This window comes from Chthoniobacter flavus Ellin428, from assembly GCF_000173075.1.
Classification (GTDB): domain Bacteria; phylum Verrucomicrobiota; class Verrucomicrobiia; order Chthoniobacterales; family Chthoniobacteraceae; genus Chthoniobacter; species Chthoniobacter flavus.
Genome location: NZ_ABVL01000020.1, coordinates 115,969 through 132,764, shown reverse-complemented (window position 1 = coordinate 132,764; position 16,796 = coordinate 115,969). Strand labels below are relative to the sequence as shown.

The 16,796-nt window shown below is 61.5% G+C and carries 17 protein-coding genes and 1 pseudogene; 14 read left to right on the top strand and 4 right to left on the bottom strand.

From position 1 onward, the window contains the following. Positions 1-317: pseudogene (locus tag CFE428DRAFT_RS40040) on the bottom strand (hypothetical protein); the annotation flags it as partial. A 305-nt stretch (positions 318-622) separates the two neighbouring features. Here CFE428DRAFT_RS40040 and CFE428DRAFT_RS24860 point away from each other — a divergent pair. The 9 genes from CFE428DRAFT_RS24860 (at position 623) to gspG (ending at position 6,533) form a co-directional block, all read left to right on the top strand. Then, positions 623-1,231 carry an acyl carrier protein phosphodiesterase gene (locus CFE428DRAFT_RS24860; RefSeq protein WP_006982439.1) on the top strand — a complete coding sequence of 203 codons (609 nt, stop codon included), beginning with the start codon at positions 623-625 and terminating at the stop codon, positions 1,229-1,231. Positions 1,232-1,308: 77 nt separating this feature from the next. Beyond that, positions 1,309-2,025: a GNAT family N-acetyltransferase gene (locus CFE428DRAFT_RS24855; RefSeq protein WP_006982438.1), complete on the top strand. Its 717-nt coding sequence runs from the start codon at positions 1,309-1,311 to the stop codon at positions 2,023-2,025. A 6-nt stretch (positions 2,026-2,031) separates the two neighbouring features. Next, positions 2,032-2,343: a hypothetical protein gene (locus tag CFE428DRAFT_RS24850; protein WP_006982437.1), complete on the top strand. Its 312-nt coding sequence runs from the start codon at positions 2,032-2,034 to the stop codon at positions 2,341-2,343. Between the two features lie 13 nt (positions 2,344-2,356). Further along, entirely contained in the window at positions 2,357-2,773 is a 417-nt protein-coding gene (locus CFE428DRAFT_RS24845) for a hypothetical protein (RefSeq protein ID WP_006982436.1), read from the top strand. Next, positions 2,770-3,453, top strand: a complete 684-nt coding sequence (locus CFE428DRAFT_RS24840; RefSeq protein WP_006982435.1) for an HAD family hydrolase — start codon at positions 2,770-2,772, stop codon at positions 3,451-3,453. The genes CFE428DRAFT_RS24845 and CFE428DRAFT_RS24840 overlap by 4 nt, the downstream gene beginning before the upstream one ends. Positions 3,454-3,646: 193 nt before the next feature. Beyond that, positions 3,647-4,735 carry a type II secretion system F family protein gene (locus CFE428DRAFT_RS34435; RefSeq protein WP_006982434.1) on the top strand — a complete coding sequence of 363 codons (1,089 nt, stop codon included), beginning with the start codon at positions 3,647-3,649 and terminating at the stop codon, positions 4,733-4,735. Beyond that, positions 4,684-5,052, top strand: coding sequence for a type II secretion system F family protein (locus tag CFE428DRAFT_RS24830; protein WP_006982433.1), 369 nt, complete (start codon positions 4,684-4,686; stop codon positions 5,050-5,052). The genes CFE428DRAFT_RS34435 and CFE428DRAFT_RS24830 overlap by 52 nt, the downstream gene beginning before the upstream one ends. Before the next feature lie 9 nt (positions 5,053-5,061). Beyond that, entirely contained in the window at positions 5,062-6,096 is a 1,035-nt protein-coding gene (locus tag CFE428DRAFT_RS24825; protein ID WP_006982432.1) for a hypothetical protein, read from the top strand. Further along, positions 6,093-6,533, top strand: coding sequence for a type II secretion system major pseudopilin GspG (gene gspG / locus CFE428DRAFT_RS24820; protein ID WP_006982431.1), 441 nt, complete (start codon positions 6,093-6,095; stop codon positions 6,531-6,533). Before CFE428DRAFT_RS24825 ends, gspG begins: the two co-directional genes overlap by 4 nt. A gap of 77 nt (positions 6,534-6,610) precedes the next feature. Here gspG and CFE428DRAFT_RS24815 read toward each other — a convergent pair whose 3' ends face one another. The 3 genes from CFE428DRAFT_RS24815 to CFE428DRAFT_RS24805 are packed head-to-tail and all read right to left on the bottom strand — an operon-like array spanning position 6,611 to position 8,962. Then, on the bottom strand, positions 6,611-7,228 hold the full coding sequence (locus tag CFE428DRAFT_RS24815) for a hypothetical protein (protein ID WP_006982430.1): 618 nt from the start codon (positions 7,226-7,228) through the stop codon (positions 6,611-6,613). Then, complete coding sequence (locus CFE428DRAFT_RS24810; protein WP_006982429.1) at positions 7,215-7,745, bottom strand: hypothetical protein; 531 nt, start codon at positions 7,743-7,745, stop codon at positions 7,215-7,217. Before CFE428DRAFT_RS24810 ends, CFE428DRAFT_RS24815 begins: the two co-directional genes overlap by 14 nt. Beyond that, on the bottom strand, positions 7,742-8,962 hold the full coding sequence (locus CFE428DRAFT_RS24805) for a hypothetical protein (RefSeq protein ID WP_006982428.1): 1,221 nt from the start codon (positions 8,960-8,962) through the stop codon (positions 7,742-7,744). The genes CFE428DRAFT_RS24810 and CFE428DRAFT_RS24805 overlap by 4 nt, the downstream gene beginning before the upstream one ends. A gap of 853 nt (positions 8,963-9,815) precedes the next feature. Here CFE428DRAFT_RS24805 and CFE428DRAFT_RS24800 point away from each other — a divergent pair. From CFE428DRAFT_RS24800 to CFE428DRAFT_RS24780, 5 genes are all read left to right on the top strand, one after another. Beyond that, the gene (locus tag CFE428DRAFT_RS24800) at positions 9,816-11,480 is read left to right on the top strand and encodes a ShlB/FhaC/HecB family hemolysin secretion/activation protein (protein ID WP_202797496.1); all 1,665 of its coding nucleotides are present in this window, start codon (positions 9,816-9,818) and stop codon (positions 11,478-11,480) included. A gap of 36 nt (positions 11,481-11,516) precedes the next feature. Then, entirely contained in the window at positions 11,517-13,421 is a 1,905-nt protein-coding gene (locus CFE428DRAFT_RS24795) for a DUF2341 domain-containing protein (protein ID WP_006982426.1), read from the top strand. A gap of 13 nt (positions 13,422-13,434) precedes the next feature. Then, positions 13,435-13,833, top strand: coding sequence for an ExbD/TolR family protein (locus tag CFE428DRAFT_RS24790; protein WP_006982425.1), 399 nt, complete (start codon positions 13,435-13,437; stop codon positions 13,831-13,833). A 509-nt stretch (positions 13,834-14,342) separates the two neighbouring features. Beyond that, positions 14,343-14,786, top strand: a complete 444-nt coding sequence (locus CFE428DRAFT_RS36150; protein ID WP_006982424.1) for a TonB family protein — start codon at positions 14,343-14,345, stop codon at positions 14,784-14,786. A gap of 26 nt (positions 14,787-14,812) precedes the next feature. Further along, positions 14,813-16,795, top strand: coding sequence for a putative porin (locus CFE428DRAFT_RS24780; RefSeq protein WP_006982423.1), 1,983 nt, complete (start codon positions 14,813-14,815; stop codon positions 16,793-16,795). Position 16,796: the final 1 nt, after the last annotated feature.

The following is a 16,796-nucleotide window of genomic DNA, read 5'->3' as shown; positions in this document are numbered from 1 at the left end:
CGATCGCGGGCCCCTACCTTGCGGGCGTCATGCGGTGTCTGCCCCACAAAGACCGCCGCCGTGTAGGTATCCGGGTGGCAGTCCAGGCCGATGATCCGCCCCTGCTTGGGCGGCTTCGGTGCCGTATAAAGTTCGACCTCCGGAGGTGGCGTCGGCTCCGGCGGCTTTGGTTTCTTCGTTGTCGAGGGTGTGTTCTTTTTCAGTGGTCGCTCTCCAGTTTCTTGGTTAAGAGTCAGGGCAACCGGCGCTGGCAGCCAATCTGGATTGGTCCACGGACGGAAGTTGGCATTCAGGCATTCGGGGTCTTGTCGCCCCACGAGGGTGCCTTCCGCCTCGGTTCAATCACGGATAGGAGCAGTTAGCTCAGCGCAATCATCGAACCTTGGGACCTTCGGCCACCAGTGCGTGTTGCAAGCACTCACGGGTTCCGCCAGGGACGTTGCACCAAACCTTTCGGTCTGCACAGCGCCGGTTGCTGAATGACTTCATGCCATCACGGATTCCACGGATTTTCAGAGTTTCCCGTTTTCCGAAAATCCGTGCCATCCGCGTAATCCGTGGTCCTTCCTCTGCGCGAAATGAATTTCGGTCCACCCTCTCATCCTCAACTGCCCTTCGGCGCATGAACTGGCTGGCGCATCTCTATCTTTCCGAACCGACGCCGGCCTTTCGCCTCGGCAATCTCCTGCCGGATTTGCTCCCCGCCGCCGCGCTGGCCGATCTGCCGCCCGCCTATCAGCCGGGCATTCGGTGCCATCGCCAGATTGATGCCTTCACCGACACCCACGCCATCTTCCGCCGCAGCATCCGGCGCATCGAACCGCCCTTCCTGCGCTACGGCGGCGTGCTCATCGATATTTTCTACGATCACGTCCTCGCCCGCGAATGGGAGTCCTTCGCCACCGTGCCCCTGCCGGATTTCGCCGCGGAAGTCTACGCCTCGATCGAGACGCATCTCGCCTACATTCCCGCGCAGGCCCGGCAACGTCTCGAAGGCATGCGGCAGCACGATCTGCTCTCCTCCTATCGTCACGTCCGTTGCATCGCCGAAAGTCTCACCCGCATCGGCAACCGTTTCCGCCGCCCGATCGACCTCGCCGGCTCCATTCCCATTTTGGAACGCGAGTATGCCGCGTTTCGCGACGATTTCGCGGAATTCTTTCCGCAACTGATGGCGCACGTTGGGCAACCGCCACCACGCGCGGGCACGATCACGAGACCGTGGCCATGAATGCTCTCGCCAAAAGGTGCGGTATCGACTGATGCCATTCATCTGGTAGACTACCGGCCACGCATCGGTGCGTGTTCATGTTGGACGACTCCGCTATTTCGATTGCCACCCACTACTGGACCAACCATCTCGGTTGCGCGGCAGGGGAACTTTTCTCGGAACCCCTGCGCATCATTACTCACGGACCGGACCTCGCGGATTACCATGGGGTCTTCGCGCTTTTTCGCGAGGGAGCTGCCATCGTGTCGCTGCCGCCCCAGCACGCGGATGCGCTGCGACCGTTACTCGCGGGTCTAGCCAAGGACTGCTCGCCCGATGCCCTGGCGACCGCTCTGCAATCGGCCGCCGCCGTCGTCGTCGGCCCCGCCTACATCGGTTACGCCACGAAAGTCGCCCTTCCGGAGCATCCCGTTCGCGCGTTGAATCCCGAGGACATACCCGCGCTGCACGAGTTTCAGCAAAAATGCAATCCGACCGAATGGGAGCACGGGGGCAGCGGCACAGAGAATTCCTGCTCGGGGGTGTTCGTCGATGGGAAACTGGTCGCCGTGGCCGGTTACGAAATCTGGGGCGGCAAGATCGCCCACGTCCTGATCATCACCCATCCCGATCATCGCGGCAACGGCTTCGCCCGCAGCGCAGTGGCCCACCTCGCGGCGCGGGCCATCGACGCCGGACTACTACCGCAATATCGCACGCTCGAATCCAACCGCGCCTCCATCCGCATCGCAGAGACGCTGGGTTTTCACCCCTATGCCCGCTCGCTCGCCGTGCGGCTCAGCACGAACGTCTGACTTCGCTTGAAGGCTTCCGCACTCAGCTCCGAAACCCTCCGCCGCATCGCGCTGCTCTTCCCTCCTCAACAACGCGAACCAGTGGCGCGCCTGCTCTTTGAGGAATGCGGCAACAATCTGCCCTTCCTCGAAAATTATGACGCCCAACAGCTCGAACGGTTTCAGTTTGCCGCTCTGAAATCGAGCGATGGCAATCTCGATCGGCTTTACCAGATGATCGATCTCGCGCAGAAAGACTGGCGCGATTTGCTGGTCGCGGCAGAATTCGCCTATGACTGTTCGGAACATCAACGCTGGCTCCCCCCATCCCGCTTCTAAAAGACGCAACACCATGCTTCGCTGCCGCTCTCTTCTTCTGCCCTTTGTTCTCCTCGCCGCCGCGCTGCTGCTCAGCTCTTGCAAAGTCATTCCGATCACGCCCCACACGATCAGCGGCAAGTACACCTACGAGGGCCAGCCCAATGGCATGTGGAATGCCGGCGAATCGATCATCCTCGGTGAGGGCACCTTCGAGTATTCGCTCTACACCGCCGATCTCGTCGACCATCCGCAGTCCAACCATTACCCCATCCGCGGCCGCTACAAGCTCGATGGCGCAACGATCACCTTCCTCAATCCCGCCGTCCCCTATCCCGAGCGCACGCTCACCCGGCGGCACAAGCTGTTCGTCATGTGGACGCCGAAGCAGGTCGACGAGTTTCACTCCACCGGCGTCCACCCGAATGACCTGCTCTACCAGCAGCCATGAGGCTGGTGATGTTCGATATCGACGGCACGCTCACGCAGACCGTCCAGGCCGATGACGCCTGCTTCGTCCGCGCGTTGGCCGACGTCTTCGCCTTTCGCGACGTCGTCCCCGACTGGTCGACCTACCGCCATTGCAGCGACTCCGGCATTCTCGCCGAACTCTTTCTGCGACGCACGGGACGCGCTCTGCTCGCCATCGAGCTCGCCACTTTCCAGGCCTACTTTCTCTCTCTGCTCACCGCGGCCATCGAGGCGCAACCGTTCAGCGCCGTTGACGGCGCGGCGGCGATGCTCACGCATCTTAGCGATCACTCGAAATTTGCCGTGTCCCTGGCCAGCGGCGCATGGGAAGCCTCCGCGCGCCTGAAGCTGGCCAGCGCCGGGCTGCACCTGCCGGAAACCCCCGGGGCTTTTGCGGATACCGCCCCCGCACGCGAAGACATCATGCGTGCTTCCTTCGCCTCCGCCGCCCGCACCCAGGCCCGCGAATCCTTCGACGGCGTTACCTACATTGGTGACGGTGTGTGGGACGCCCGCGCCTCGCGCAATCTCGGCTACCGCTTCATCGGGATCGCCCGCGACCCCGCCAAAGCCGAACGACTCTACGCCGAAGGCGCCAGCCACGTCTTCGAAAACTACCTCGACGCCGACGCCTTCCTCGCCGCTCTCCACGATTGTTAAATCTCGGTGTCACCCGACTTGGCACTTGTGGGCAATCCCGTCCCACGGATTCTAGGCGTTTCCGCATTGCCGCCAGCCCCTTTTTAGACTCTTATTCCAGCTTGCCTCTTTCATGGACGATGGACGTTCCCTCCACTTTTGCCCTTTCGCGCACGGGCTGTGCTGGCCTGTTGTCCTGACGCCCTGACACCGCATGCCTGAGTTCTTCTATCGCGCTCGCAATTTCGACGGCAAGGTGATCGATGGTTCCGTGACCACGACCACCCGGGCGGCGGCCATTGCCATGGTGGAAGCACTGGGCGCGGTGCCGATCTCGATCAAGGCGGAGGGGGCTGCGGCCCCCGCATCGGCGAAAAAGGCGGCGGCGACGACGACCGCGCCTCCTCCCGCAAAGCCCGCGGCCTCTCCAAAAGCCGCGCCGCCGGGCAAACCTGCGGCCGGTTCGCCGGCCAATTCCGCAGGCAAAGCCCTGCCGAAAACGACCTGGAGTCCCTCGGCGTTGCGGGGCAAGGATGCCGCCCAGCAGACGCCCACGCTTTCCTCGCGCGACGGCCTCAGCTTCAGCCACCAGCATCTTTTCACCGAGCAGCTGGCCCATCTGCTCGGCGCCGGGCTCACGCTCGACGAATCCCTCAATGTCCTCGCGCAACGCCTGCGCCAGCCGCGGTTGCGCGGACTTTCGTCCACCCTGCATCGCGCGCTCATCGACGGCCGCAGTCTCTCGCAGGCGCTCGCCGAATTCCCGCGCATCTTCACGCCGCTCTACGTGAATCTCGTTTCCGCCGGCGAGGCCAGCGGTGCGCTGCCGAAGATTCTCATGCGGCTTTCCGAGCATCTCTCGGCGTTGCAGGACCTGCGCGACAAGGTGCGCGGGGCGCTGCTTTACCCGGCGGTGCTGATCGTGGCTGGCATCGGCCTGGTCGTGGCCTTCATGACCGTGATGGTGCCGAAGCTGACCACCTTTTTCCACGGCACCGGCCAGACGCTTCCCGGGCCGACGCAGATGCTCATCTCGATCAACTATGTGATCGTGCACTACTGGTGGGCGGCGCCGCTGGCGGGGGCGCTGATTTTCGCTGGACAACGCGCCTTCACGCAAAACCCCGAGGGCCGGCTCGCGTGGGATGCACTCATGTGGGGGCTGCCGCTGGCCAGTCGGATCACGCGCCTACCGGTTCTTTGTGCAATTTGCCCAGACGCTCCGGGACGCTGTGCGAAAATGGGCTCACGATGTTGCGCGCGCTGGAACTGCTGGAGGAAATCTCAGGCAATGCGTGGGTGAAGGCACGCACGCAGGCCGCGCGGCAGGCGGTGATCGATGGCGCCTCGCTCTCCGTGGCGTTACGCGAGCAGAAGCTTTTTCCCGATCTCTTTCTCGACATGCTGGCCGTGGGCGAGCAGACCGGCCGGCTGAGCGAAACGATGCATCACATCTCCGAGGTCTACGAGCGCGAGCTCAACAAGCAGGTGCATGTCGTCTCCACGCTCATCCCACCGCTGGTGATGATCGCGATCGCCACCGTGGTGGGCCTCGTCGTTTACGGCATCATGGCCGCGGTGTTCGGCCTCACCCAGAACCTGCGGGTGCAGGTGCACTGATTTTTTCTCATGCGTTCTCTCTTCCTTACGCTCGGTGTTGGTCTTTGTGTACTCGGTACGATGCGGTCAAATGCGCAGCAAATGCAGCAGGAGCCGACTCCCTTCACCACATGGCTCGATTTTCATCAGCTCGCGGATGGCCAACGATTGCCGGGGTTGCCCATCTGGCTGGCGAGCGTGACTGGGGATCACACCACAGGGACGGACGGCAAGGAGACCACGACCATCCGGCTGCAATTGCGCGATGTGGGCGACTTCGACCAAAAGCGGCTGCTGCGGCTGTTCTTCGACGATCACGCCGGGGCCTCGCCGGTGGTGGTGGGGCTCGACGCTTCCGGGGCCCAGAAATTTTCCCGCGGCCCCTTGGGCCAGGGACTCGAGTTGCCGACCTCGGAGACGATGGTCTTTTCGCCCGCGGGCATCGCCACGCTGGAGATTCAGGTACCGGGCGATGGCAGCAATCTGCGCGGCGCTTTTCTCGCCACTCTGCAGGCGCACACGATGATGAAGGCGCTCGACTTCGCCGCGCCGGGCGACTTGATCGATGTCTTCGAACGGAGTTCGGCGCTGCCGCTTCCCGCCAATGATGTCGCGCTCTTCGGCCGAGTGAAGGCCAAGCTCGACGAGGGCACGGTGAAGCTTTCCGCCACGGGCGAGCAGAGTGTGACCTGGGAATTTGAACTCGTGTCGCCGCCGCTCCTCACCATGATCAGTTTCGAGGTTTCGAATGCGGACGAGCAAGCGCCGCTCGAGGTCACGCTGAATGATCAGCCGCTCGGGCCGATCACGGTGTCGTGGCCGGATCTCGCCGACCCAGGGTATCTTGGCGTGGTGCGCCCACTGGAGGCCGGCATGCGCTTCCGTTACGCGGGCTGGCTGCGTGCCCAGAAGATGATCCCTGGCGCGTTGCTCAAAGCTGGCGTAAATCGTCTCGTGCTCACGCTCCCCCCGGACGCCGGGCCCGCGGCCGTGCGCAATCTCGCCCTTCAACTCAAGAATAACTGGAAGAACCTCGACTACAACCTCAGTCCTACCTCGCCATGAAACGTCACACTTACTCACGCCGCTCGGCGTTTACGCTGCTGGAGATGATGCTCGTCGTAATGATCATCGGCCTGCTGATCGGCATGGGCCTGCACTACACGGCCGGCAAGCTCGATCAGGCAAAACAGGTGCGTGTCCGCGCCGATCTGCAGCAGATCAAGACCAACCTGATGATGTATCAGGCGGCCAATGGCTTCTATCCCACCACCGAGCAAGGCTTGAAGGCGCTCGTCCAAAAGCCGGAGACCGATCCCAAGCCGCGCAACTGGCATCAACTCGACGACCAGGTGCCGCGCGATCCGTGGGACATTGAGTATGTCTATCGTTACCCGGGCAAGCACAACCCGAAGGAGTATGACATCTTCTCTGCCGGACCGGACCGCAATCCCGAGACCGATGAGGATAACATCGGCAACTGGGAACCGGCGACTAACTAGTTCATCAGGATTTCGCTAATGTGCACATCCCGGGAGGCAACTTCCGGGATGTTGTGCGTCGATCGATCGCCCCTCCGCTATCGCGGCACCGGAATGGGCAGGCTGCGCCGGCGCAGCGGAGCACCGCCGCCGGGGGCGTTGGGAACCGCCGCGGCCATGTTGACGCCCGCCGCCCTGGGGTTTTGCGGATGCATGGTCGCCGCAACCACGGGCGGCCGGACTGCAGGTGGATGATTCCCGCCGGCGGTCGCCGCGGCTGCTGGCGCCCGCAATTGCGCTTCATTGAACTCCAGGCGCGCGGTCTCCGTCCCCTTCTTCAGGATGACCGTGCTCTTGCCGACCTGATCCGACCAATTGACGCTCGCCAGGGTGACGCCATCGACGGCCTCGCTGGCGAAGAGCGTGAACTCCGTCGAGAGATCGCGGCCCTTGATGGTCACGAAATAGTCGTCCCCGAGCCGCGCGACGCCGCTGACATACCAATTGGCGGCAAACGACGCCTGCGGTGCCGGTGTCGCGACGGCAACCGTGGCCAGGGCGAAGGGCGAACGGGCGCGCAACGAAGCGTAGCGATCCTTCGGTAAAGCCGAGGGCAAAGTATCTTCTGCCAAAGACGGCAGCAATTGGGTGGCCAGCACCGCGACAAGAACGAGACCAGGGACAGCGCCTGCAGAAGTGAATTTACTTCGGAGCATACCAGCGGGCTATTTTGAAATGACCGCGCACCTGGGTGGCATCGGCAGGATCGACCTTGAGATTGGCGCTTTCGATGGCGATGAATTGCTCGGGCGTCTGCAACTCCTGGAGAAACTCGACCAGCGGCGACCACGGACTCTTGGTCTCGATCTCGAGTACCACCGAGATACAATTCGGCCGCGATTCCGGCGTCCGGATCGTCGGATTCTCGGGCAGCACCTCATGCTTCCGCGCCAGTTCCAGCACGGAGTTGAGCAGTTGCACGCCTGCCGTGTCGGGATTTTCCATTCGCGGCTGTTTCGCGTCCAGCCATTGATCGCGCTGCGCCCACATCTCGCTTTGCGCCAGCACTTCGTGCATGGAACGGAGCTGCTTTTTTTGCGAGGCGATCTGCACCGTCAAGGCCGCGCGCTTGCTGGTATAAGACTGCACGAGAATGAGCGTGCCGCCGATTCCGACGATCGCGGCAACGATGATTGCCAGGACTTTTTCGCGTGAGGACAGGTTACGACTCATGGCTTGCCGATGACTTGAAATTGGGCCTTCTCATTGGCCAGCAACCGCGGTGGATCGGCGCTGATATCACCCGCGCCCAAGTCGGGATCGTGCTTCAGCCGCGACAGATAGTCGATGGCCTGGCTCGCGGAGGCGGCTTCGCCAACCACGCGCCACTCCTGTGGCATCTGGTCGAATTCCGTGAGGCGCACCGATTCGCCCGGTAGACAGCGGTTCAACAGAAAGAGCAACTCAATCGCGTAGTGATGAGGATCGACCGCCGGGGCCAGGGAATTGAAGCGCGCCTGCCGGGTCTGCAAGAGGCTCAAGGCCGGGCGTTGCGCCTTCAATTCGGACTCGAGGCGCGAAGACTGGTATTGCAGCACGAGGAGATCGACGATCCCGGCGACGACGAAAACCAGACAAACCGCCGCAACCGCCAGCGCACGCTTTCGCCAGGCCTTCCCCTGCTGATGCTGCTGCGCGGAGACCTGCCAGTGCGGCGGCAGCAGATCGATGTCCACCTGGGCCGCGGGTGTGATCAGCGGCAACGCCTCGATCGGCGCCTGTGTCACCGAACGCAAAGTATCTTCACAACCGACGATTTCCGGAGCCACCAGCACCCGCGCAAATTCGGAGGGCACGTCGTCCATTCCCAGGGTGAGCATGAGCGACGGAAACTCCGTGGCAAAGCCCGCCGCATCCGAAGCCGACATCACTTGCACCCAACCCGGTCGCCGGTCTTCCACGACGGCCACCACCCAATGCCGCTGTTCGACATAGAGGACCAGTACCGTCTCGCCTGCCGGGCAAGACGCCGCCACGTGACACACATAGGGCGCCACGCGTTGCGGCCAGCGGTTCGCCTTGCTCCACGTCTCGTCAAATTCCGCCAACGAATCCAGCGCCGCCGCCACCGACCAAACCACCGAGTCGCCGTCCGTCGACCCCAGCACCATGAATGCGCCAACGATCTCCTCCGGGGAGAAAGGCAGCGACTTCTCCCACTGAAGCTGCATCATGCCGGCCAGGTCCTCGCGCTCGGTCGCTGGCAGGCGCAAGCGCTCGATGATCAGCGGATAGCACGGCATCGCAAACTCGAACGCGCTCGCTCCCGGCAGCAAAGCCAACGCCTCGGACAGCGTCGGGGCAACGTGCTGACGCTGGGCATCACGCCACACGGCCCAGCCTTCGGCTTGCGGCGTCAGAGAAAAAAGAGCGTCGGAGGGGCGTTTCATTCGTTCGGATAAAGGATTTACGACTGAAACGGCACTTTGCGAGCCACAACTTGAGGTATCCGCATCGGAAAACGGCTATCCCCGGGACGGCGACCTGCCATGATGTTGCCGCCAACGGGCCTTAGCGGAGGTCGTTGTTGAACTTGCGTTGAGTCAAGCGCCGGCCCTCGTTGAGGGATTCGCCAGCGAGTGAAGTCGTCATCGGCGGAGCAGTGAATGGGCATGAAGGCGGAGAATGTGCACGAATTCCATGTTGGGAATATCACAGTCATGTGAACTCCAGGTCACAAAACGCACCACCGTTGGACAATCGCGCGTCGATTGACTGGAAGCTGAATCGGCGTTCGGTTCATTCCGCCTCCGGCAACGTGGATGTCGCACCAGCGAATAAGGCGACACCATCGGGAAAGGTCCGACCCACACCTCAGATAGAGCATGGATGGAAGAAGCGGTTGCCGCCCTCCCTTACGGATAATTACGCCCAATGCCCTCGATGGCATCTCGGCGAATTCCGTAACGCAATCGTAACATTCGGTAGCGATATTCTCTATAGCCACGATCAAAGAACGGTTCGCCACCTCTGTGCCCGTGGTCCTTCCGGCGTCATGGTCGTCACATAGATGTTACAATAAAGCAGTTGGGCGCCCCTAGCACGCCAGAGTAACATTCGGGCCGTTTGTCGATGCCCGCGAAGGCGCATTCGTATTCCTGTTATTTCCGAATCCTTTAACCATCTAACTAAGTCATCGTAACGTCTGATTTTTCGCCAGGGTGCATGGATGTGCCTTCGCAATCACAACTTCGATCCATGGTCCCGGCCGGCTATGCAAAGCAACGTCTGATTATCCTCGTATTGGCAATTCTGCCATGCTGGGCCGGGCTTTCCGTAGTTTCCGCCGAAACGATCACCGACTACACGGCGCCGCGAAAACCCGAGCCGACCCCGGCTCCCGCCATGACGCCAACGGCCGGCGGGTCAAATCCCAACGCGGCCCCCGTTTCGACGCGCACTTTCTTCATTCGAGAATATCGAGTTAGTGGTTCGAAGCTTCTAACACCGGCGGAAATCGGTGATACCGTCTATCCTTTCCTCGGCCCGGGACGAACGGAGAAGGACGTCGAGCAAGCCGCCGCCACTTTGGAAAAAGTGTATCACGCTCGAGGTTACCAGACGGTATCCGTCCAGATCCCCAGCCAGACCGGCCGTGGCGGCGTGGTCTTTCTGGAAGTGGTTGAAGCCACCGTTGGACGGCTGCGCGTGAAGGGTTCGCGCTATTTCTCCCTTGATGCCATTCGCAAGGCCATGCCTTCGATCGCCGAAGGAAAGGTGCCCAATTTCAATGACCTCACGCGAGAAACCATCGCCTTGAATCAATGGCCGGACCGTCGCGTGACGCCGAACATGCATCCCGGCGCAGAGCCTGGCACCTATGATATCGATCTCAACGTCAAGGATACCCTCCCCCTGCACGGCAGCCTCGAACTGAACAACCGCTACAGCCCGGATACGACTCAACTGCGGATCAATGGCGGTATTAGCTATAGCAACCTTTGGCAACTCGGCCACGCCGCGGGCGTCAGCTTCCAGGTGGCCCCGGAAAACACCGCCGACGTCAAAGTCATTTCCGCTTATTATCTCGCACGCTTCCCGGGCCTGGAAGGATTTACCCTGACTCTGCAAGGAACGAAGCAGGACTCCGATGTCTCCACGCTCAGCGGAGCCGCCGTCGCGGGCAAAGGCGAAACGATCGGTCTCCGCGCGGGATTCACCCTGCCGCCACTCAAGGATTACGTCCACTCGCTCAGCCTCGGCATCGACTACAAGCACTACGAGCAAAATGTCCTGCTCGGCCTCGATACGACTTCGACGCCGACGAGTTATTATCCTTTCAGTATTGCTTACAACGGCAGTTGGATCGGCCGGGCCGACAAGGAAAAGAATATTCTGCCTTACTCGACCGACCTGAATGCGGCCGTCTATTTTCACTTTCGCGGCATGGGCAGCAGCGAAACGAGCTTCGACAACAGCCGCTTCAACGCCCGGGGCGACTTCATCTATTTCCGTGGTGATCTCGCGCACGAACACGATCTTCCCGGCGGCTTCCAGGTCATGGGCAAGATCCAGGCGCAGATCGCCGATCAACCCTTGCTCAGCGCCGAGCAATTCAGCGCCGGCGGTTTGAGCAGTGTACGCGGCTATCTCGAAGGTGAAGTCCCGGGCGACAACGCCTTTATCGGCTCCGTCGAGTTTCGCAGTCCGAACCTCATCGACTGGCTCCGAAAAGACTCCGGCGATTGGCGTATCTATACCTTTTTCGACTACGGCTACGTCACCATCAACGATCCGCTTCCGGAGCAGGATTCGCATTGGACGCTGGCCAGCGTCGGCGCCGGCAGCCGCATCCACCTCTTTGACCATCTGAACGGTTCCATCGACGCCGGTCTTCCGCTGACCAGCCAGACCCACACGGTCGCCCATGACTGGCTCTTCACTTTCCGCGTCTGGGCCGACTTCTAACTCACGCTCCACCTGCCGCTTTCAACACCTAACCGCATGCCCACCACCGAATCTCCAGCGAAGGCCCGCTTTCTGAAGCTGCTGTTTCTCAGCCTTCTCGGCCTCTTCTCCATCTCCGCCTCTGCCCACGCGTGGTGGAATCCGGAATGGACCATTCGCAAGAAGATCACCATCGACCCGGCCGCCGCGGGCTTGAACACCGGCGACGCGCCGGTCACCGCGGTCGTGCTGATTCGCCTGTCCGAAAACAATTTCCAATTCAACTCGGTGCGCGACGACGCCAGCGATATCCGTTTCGTCGCTGCCGACGACAAGACGCCGCTCTCCTTTCATATCGAGCGTTTCGATAGCATGCTGAATGAAGCCTATGTCTGGGTCAAAGTGCCGGATTTGAAGGGCGGCACCCCCTTCACCTTTTGGCTGTACTACGGCAACGCCAGTCAGAACACGCTGCGCGTGGAGGAGTCCAAGGCTACCTACGACACCGACACGGTTCTCGTCTATCATTTTGCCGAGAAGAACACCCCACCGAAGGATTCCACCGGCAATGCCAACAATGCGGCAACGAATGGCACGGCGGTCGACGGTTCACTGATCAGCGGCGGCCAGCGGTTCAGCGGCAAGAATTCCGTCACCCTGCCGAAGTCCCCTTCGCTTGCCTGGAGTGAAGGCCAGGTGCTTACCTGGTCGGCATGGGTCAAGCCCGCCGTGTTAGCCGCCAACGCCGCTATCTTCAGCCGGCATGACAACGGGAACGGTCTCGTCATCGGTCTCAATAACGGCATTCCCTATGTGGAAGTCACCGGCGCGGGCGGCACGCAGCGCAGCCCGGACGGACAGCCCATCGCGGCGGGAGCATGGCATCACATCGCCGTGGTGGCCACGGCGGCGGATATTAAAGTTTATCTGGATGGCGAAAGCTATGCGACACTTGCCGCCAAGATTCCTGCGCTAAACTCGCAGTCGTTGCTGGGTCGCGACGGCCAACCTGGATCCACCGAAGAGGGTGAACTTGGTTTTGCCGGCGATCTAGACGAATTGGAGATTTCCAAGGTCGCGCGCGCGCCCGGGTTTTTTAAGCTCGCCGTCATCACCCAGGCGGGTGGCGATAAGGCCGCGAAGGCGCTGAACCTCGGACCGGACGAAGCCTCTGGAAAAGGTAGCGAGAACGAACTGACCAAGCATCTTTCGCTCATCTCCGACATCTCGAAGTCGCTCACCCCGGACGGTTGGGCGGTGATCTTCCTGTGCTCCGTCCTCGCCCTCATCGGCGGCGCGGTTGCCGTGCTCAAACTCATGTATCTGGGCCGGATCAGCAAGGCGACGAAGGCCTTCCTCCCGCAGTGGGAAGAACTCGCCTCGAATTTGCACGTGCTCGACCACGGCAGTGAAGAAAGCATCAACAGCATGGGCGGCAAAGCCTCGCCCAACCAGCAGAAGCTCCTGCGTCAGTCGCCGCTCTATCATCTTTACCAGATCGGTTCTTCGGAAATTCAGGACCGCGTGAGTTCGGAGGAATTCTGCGGGCTTTCCGGTCGCTCCATGCAAGCCATCAAGGCCACCCTCGATGGCGGCGTCGTGCGCGAAACACAGAAGCTCAACAGCAGCCTCGTCTTCCTCACCATCGGCATCGCCGGCGGCCCTTATCTCGGTCTGCTCGGCACCGTCATCGGCGTTATGATCACCTTCGCGGTCATCGCGAAATCCGGCCAGGTCGAGGTGAACTCGATCGCGCCGGGTATCGCCGGCGCGCTCCTTGCCACGGTGGCCGGTCTCGCGGTCGCGATTCCGTCGCTGTTTGCCTACAGCTACATCAGCACGCGCATCAAGGATGCCATCAGCGACATGCACGTCTTCATCGACGAATTCGTCGCCAAGGTCGCGGAATTCTATCCCGAGGAACACGGCGACTACGAAGAGAGCAGCATCAGCGAACACTAAACCAGACACTCCGATGCAAGCCGGCGACGACAAGTCCTACGACGATATCAATGTGACACCCATGGTGGACCTCTACCTGGTGTTGCTCTTGATTTTCATCATCATGACGACGGCCGGTGTGCAGGGCGTGAAGGTAAACCTGCCGAGCGCCGGTGCTCCATCGAAGATGGATGGCCCGAAGATGCAGGCCATCACGGTGGATAACTCCGGTAACATCAAGCTCAACGCCGAGGCAACTAATCTCAGCGATCTCGAGACCAAGCTCGGCGCCATCAAGGCGAAGACGCCCGAGTTTCCGGTCGTCGTGCGGGGAGATACCGGGACGCCCTATCAGACGATCATGGACGTGCTCGATGCCTGTGGCCGGGTGGGCATCACGAACATCGGCCTGGCCACCAAGCCGAAGAAGTAAATGCCACCCGCTGCCATGAACGATCAACTCGACGATCCCGCGAACCTGCCCGCCGATAGCGACGGACCGGAGCTCACGCCTGAATCTACGACGGAGTCCAGTATCACGGAGCCCACGGGGAGTGCAACGCCTGCCCCGAAGAACAGCGCCGCGCAAGGCGTGACACGCCGTCCGATGAAAAAGCGCAAGATCGCCCCGCGTCGCCGTCCCGCTGGCGCCGCCGGCCCGGCTCGTCCGGCAAAACCAGCTCAGCCCCAAGTGCACCATTACGATAAACTGGTCGACGAGGGAGACGACGGGGGCTTCTTCGGCAAGCACCGGACGAAAATCGTCATCGGTGTCGTCGCACTTCTCGGCGCGGGCGTCGCTTACGTCTGCATTCGGCCAAGCCTTCCTCCGCCCTTTCCAAGGCGCCGGAGCGAGTTACGACAATCACTTTACCCCCGCCTCCACCTCCGCCCCCGCCTCCTCCAGTCAAGCGGCCGCCTCCGCCTCCGAAGGAGGAAAAGATGCAGGAAGCGGCGCCCGCCGAGAAAAAGGAAGAGGCCCCCAAACCCGCCGCACCGCCGAAGGAAGCGCTGGGCACCGGAGTCAAGGGCAACGGTCCCGGTATCGCCGGTCTCGGCAATAGCGGCGATGGTGGCGGCTTCGGCGGCGCGCGCTCCGGCAACGGCGGCAGCAAGTGGGGAGATTTCGCCTACCGGGTGCAAAGCAAAGTCGCCAGCGCCCTGCGGAATAATGACCGGACCAAAAAGGCCAGCCTCAAGGTGCAGGTCCGCGTCTGGTCCGATCCGAGCGGCCATATCTATCGCAGCAAACTCGATACTTCGACCGGTGACCGCAACCTCGATGAAGCCGTTCAGAACGTCCTGAACAACATCCAACTCGACGGTCCACCGCCCGCAGGCATGCCCATGCCCATCGTCATGCGCCTCACCGCACGACGTCCCTGATTCTCACCTTCGCTTTCCACACCTTTATGTTCTACGAGAAATACGTTTTCCGCCGATGTGTCTGGTTGCTCGCCCCGATCTGGTGCGCGGCCAACCCCATCCCGGGGTACGCCGGACGTCCGTCCACCCCGCAGGAGAATGTGACGCTGGCCGAAGCTGCCGCAGTCGCCGCCGCCAAAGCCTCAACCCCACTGCCCAAAGCTTCCGTCGGTAATCAACTGGCCGCCAACGATCTGCTCGCTCCGACCGCAGACCTGTTGGCGCGCGCCGAGCAGCCGGCGGGAACTCCGCCGATCACCGGCCCAGCCGCGCCTTCGCAGAACGTTACCATCAACCTCATCAATCGCCTCGTCCAACGCGGTCTCCTCACCAAGGACGACGCGCAGGACCTGATCCACCAGGCCGAGGACGACACCGCAGTGGCGCGCGCCCAGGCGACCGCTCTCGAGCACGATGTGGCCGTGGCCCGCGAGGCCGCGCAGACCGCCGTCCAACAAACCGCCCCGCCGGCCACCGATGACCAGGTGCGCGTCACTTACATCCCGGAAAACGTGAAGGCGCAGATGCGCGAGGAGATCAAAGACGAAATCATGGCCAAGGCCCGTGAGGAAAACTGGGCCGCACCGGACGCCGTCCCGAAATGGGTCACGAAGTTCCGCGTTTCGGGCGACCTGCGCGTTCGTTACGAAGGCGATTTCTTCCCCGACGGCAACGACAACACCGGCGCCTTCCCGATTTTCAACACGATCAATACCGGCGCGCCCTTTGACGTCACCGGCAACATCTTCTCGCCGCAAAACAACGTGGACCAGAATCGCAATCGCTTCCGGTTCCGTGCCCGCATCGGTGCGGAAGTCGATCTGGGTGAAGGTTTCACCCTCGGCCTGCGCGTCGGCAGCGGCCAGGACAACAGCCCGGTCACCGAAAACCAGACGCTCGGCCTCTCGAACAACGGACAGGGTGGCGACTTCAGCAAGTACCAGGTCTGGATCGATCGCGCCTTCCTGAAATACGAAACCGGCGGCCAGCCGAACAGGAACCTCGCCATCACCGTCGGCCGTATGGAAAACCCGTTCTGGGATCCGACGTCGCTCGCCTGGGCACGCGACATGGGCTTCGACGGCGTGGCCGTGCAGACGAAGTATGAAGTCGCCAAAGGAATCACTCCGTTCTTTAACGCCGGCGCCTTCCCGGTCTTTAACACCGATTTCAACTTTGCCACGAACAACCCGAGCAAGTTCCGCAGCGAAGACAAATATCTCTTCGGCGGCCAGCTCGGCTCGAACATCAAGATTACCAAGGATATCTCCGCCAAGGTTTCCGCACAGTATTACTACTTCTATAACACCCAGGGTAAGCTGTCCGATCCCTTTACTCCGCTCACCGCTTCGGACGCGGGCAATACCGATGATACCCGTCCTTCCTTCGCGCAGAACGGCAATACTTATATGGCGCTGCGTAACATCGTTCCAGATGCGACAAACGGCTTCGGCACCACGAACCAGTTCCAGTATTTTGGCCTCGCCACGCCTTTTCACGAACTCGGTTTCTCCGGCCAGATCGATTACAATCGCTTCGAACCGCTGCAGATCTCGCTCTTCGGCCAGTGGATCAAGAACCTCGCGCTCAACCGCAACTACGTGAATGGCGTCGCGGTCAACAACCGCGGTCCGGATACCACACTGGGCAGCGTCGGCGCTTTCAGCGGCGGCGACACCGCGTGGAATGTCGGCCTTCGTTTCGGCAAGCCCGCCCTGGAAAAATTCGGCGACTGGAATTTGAGTCTCGATTACCGCCATGTCGAATCCGACTCGGTCATCGATGGTTTCAACGATGCGGACTTCGGCGCCCCGCTCTACGGCACGAACCTGAAGGGCTACACCCTGCGCGGCAGCTTCGCCCTTTCTTCCAATGTGTGGCTCGCGGTGTGGTGGATGAGCGCGGACAGCATCGTCGGACCGACCTTCAAGAGCGACGTCCTCCAAGTCGATATCAACGGCAAATTCTAGT

Bases quoted from the DNA above. Each gene is read 5' to 3' on its own strand.
- CFE428DRAFT_RS24810 (WP_006982429.1), bottom strand. From the start codon at position 7,745: ATGAGTCGTAACCTGTCCTCACGCGAAAAAGTCCTGGCAATCATCGTT.
- CFE428DRAFT_RS24855 (WP_006982438.1), top strand. From the start codon at position 1,309: ATGTTGGACGACTCCGCTATTTCGATTGCCACCCACTACTGGACCAAC.
- CFE428DRAFT_RS24790 (WP_006982425.1), top strand. From the start codon at position 13,435: ATGCAAGCCGGCGACGACAAGTCCTACGACGATATCAATGTGACACCC.
- CFE428DRAFT_RS24840 (WP_006982435.1), top strand. From the start codon at position 2,770: ATGAGGCTGGTGATGTTCGATATCGACGGCACGCTCACGCAGACCGTC.
- CFE428DRAFT_RS34435 (WP_006982434.1), top strand. From the start codon at position 3,647: ATGCCTGAGTTCTTCTATCGCGCTCGCAATTTCGACGGCAAGGTGATC.
- CFE428DRAFT_RS24815 (WP_006982430.1), bottom strand. From the start codon at position 7,228: ATGCTCCGAAGTAAATTCACTTCTGCAGGCGCTGTCCCTGGTCTCGTT.
- CFE428DRAFT_RS24805 (WP_006982428.1), bottom strand. From the start codon at position 8,962: ATGAAACGCCCCTCCGACGCTCTTTTTTCTCTGACGCCGCAAGCCGAA.
- CFE428DRAFT_RS24780 (WP_006982423.1), top strand. From the start codon at position 14,813: ATGTTCTACGAGAAATACGTTTTCCGCCGATGTGTCTGGTTGCTCGCC.
- CFE428DRAFT_RS24845 (WP_006982436.1), top strand. From the start codon at position 2,357: ATGCTTCGCTGCCGCTCTCTTCTTCTGCCCTTTGTTCTCCTCGCCGCC.
- CFE428DRAFT_RS24830 (WP_006982433.1), top strand. From the start codon at position 4,684: ATGTTGCGCGCGCTGGAACTGCTGGAGGAAATCTCAGGCAATGCGTGG.
- CFE428DRAFT_RS24795 (WP_006982426.1), top strand. From the start codon at position 11,517: ATGCCCACCACCGAATCTCCAGCGAAGGCCCGCTTTCTGAAGCTGCTG.
- gspG (WP_006982431.1), top strand. From the start codon at position 6,093: ATGAAACGTCACACTTACTCACGCCGCTCGGCGTTTACGCTGCTGGAG.
- CFE428DRAFT_RS24860 (WP_006982439.1), top strand. From the start codon at position 623: ATGAACTGGCTGGCGCATCTCTATCTTTCCGAACCGACGCCGGCCTTT.
- CFE428DRAFT_RS36150 (WP_006982424.1), top strand. From the start codon at position 14,343: ATGCAGGAAGCGGCGCCCGCCGAGAAAAAGGAAGAGGCCCCCAAACCC.
- CFE428DRAFT_RS24825 (WP_006982432.1), top strand. From the start codon at position 5,062: ATGCGTTCTCTCTTCCTTACGCTCGGTGTTGGTCTTTGTGTACTCGGT.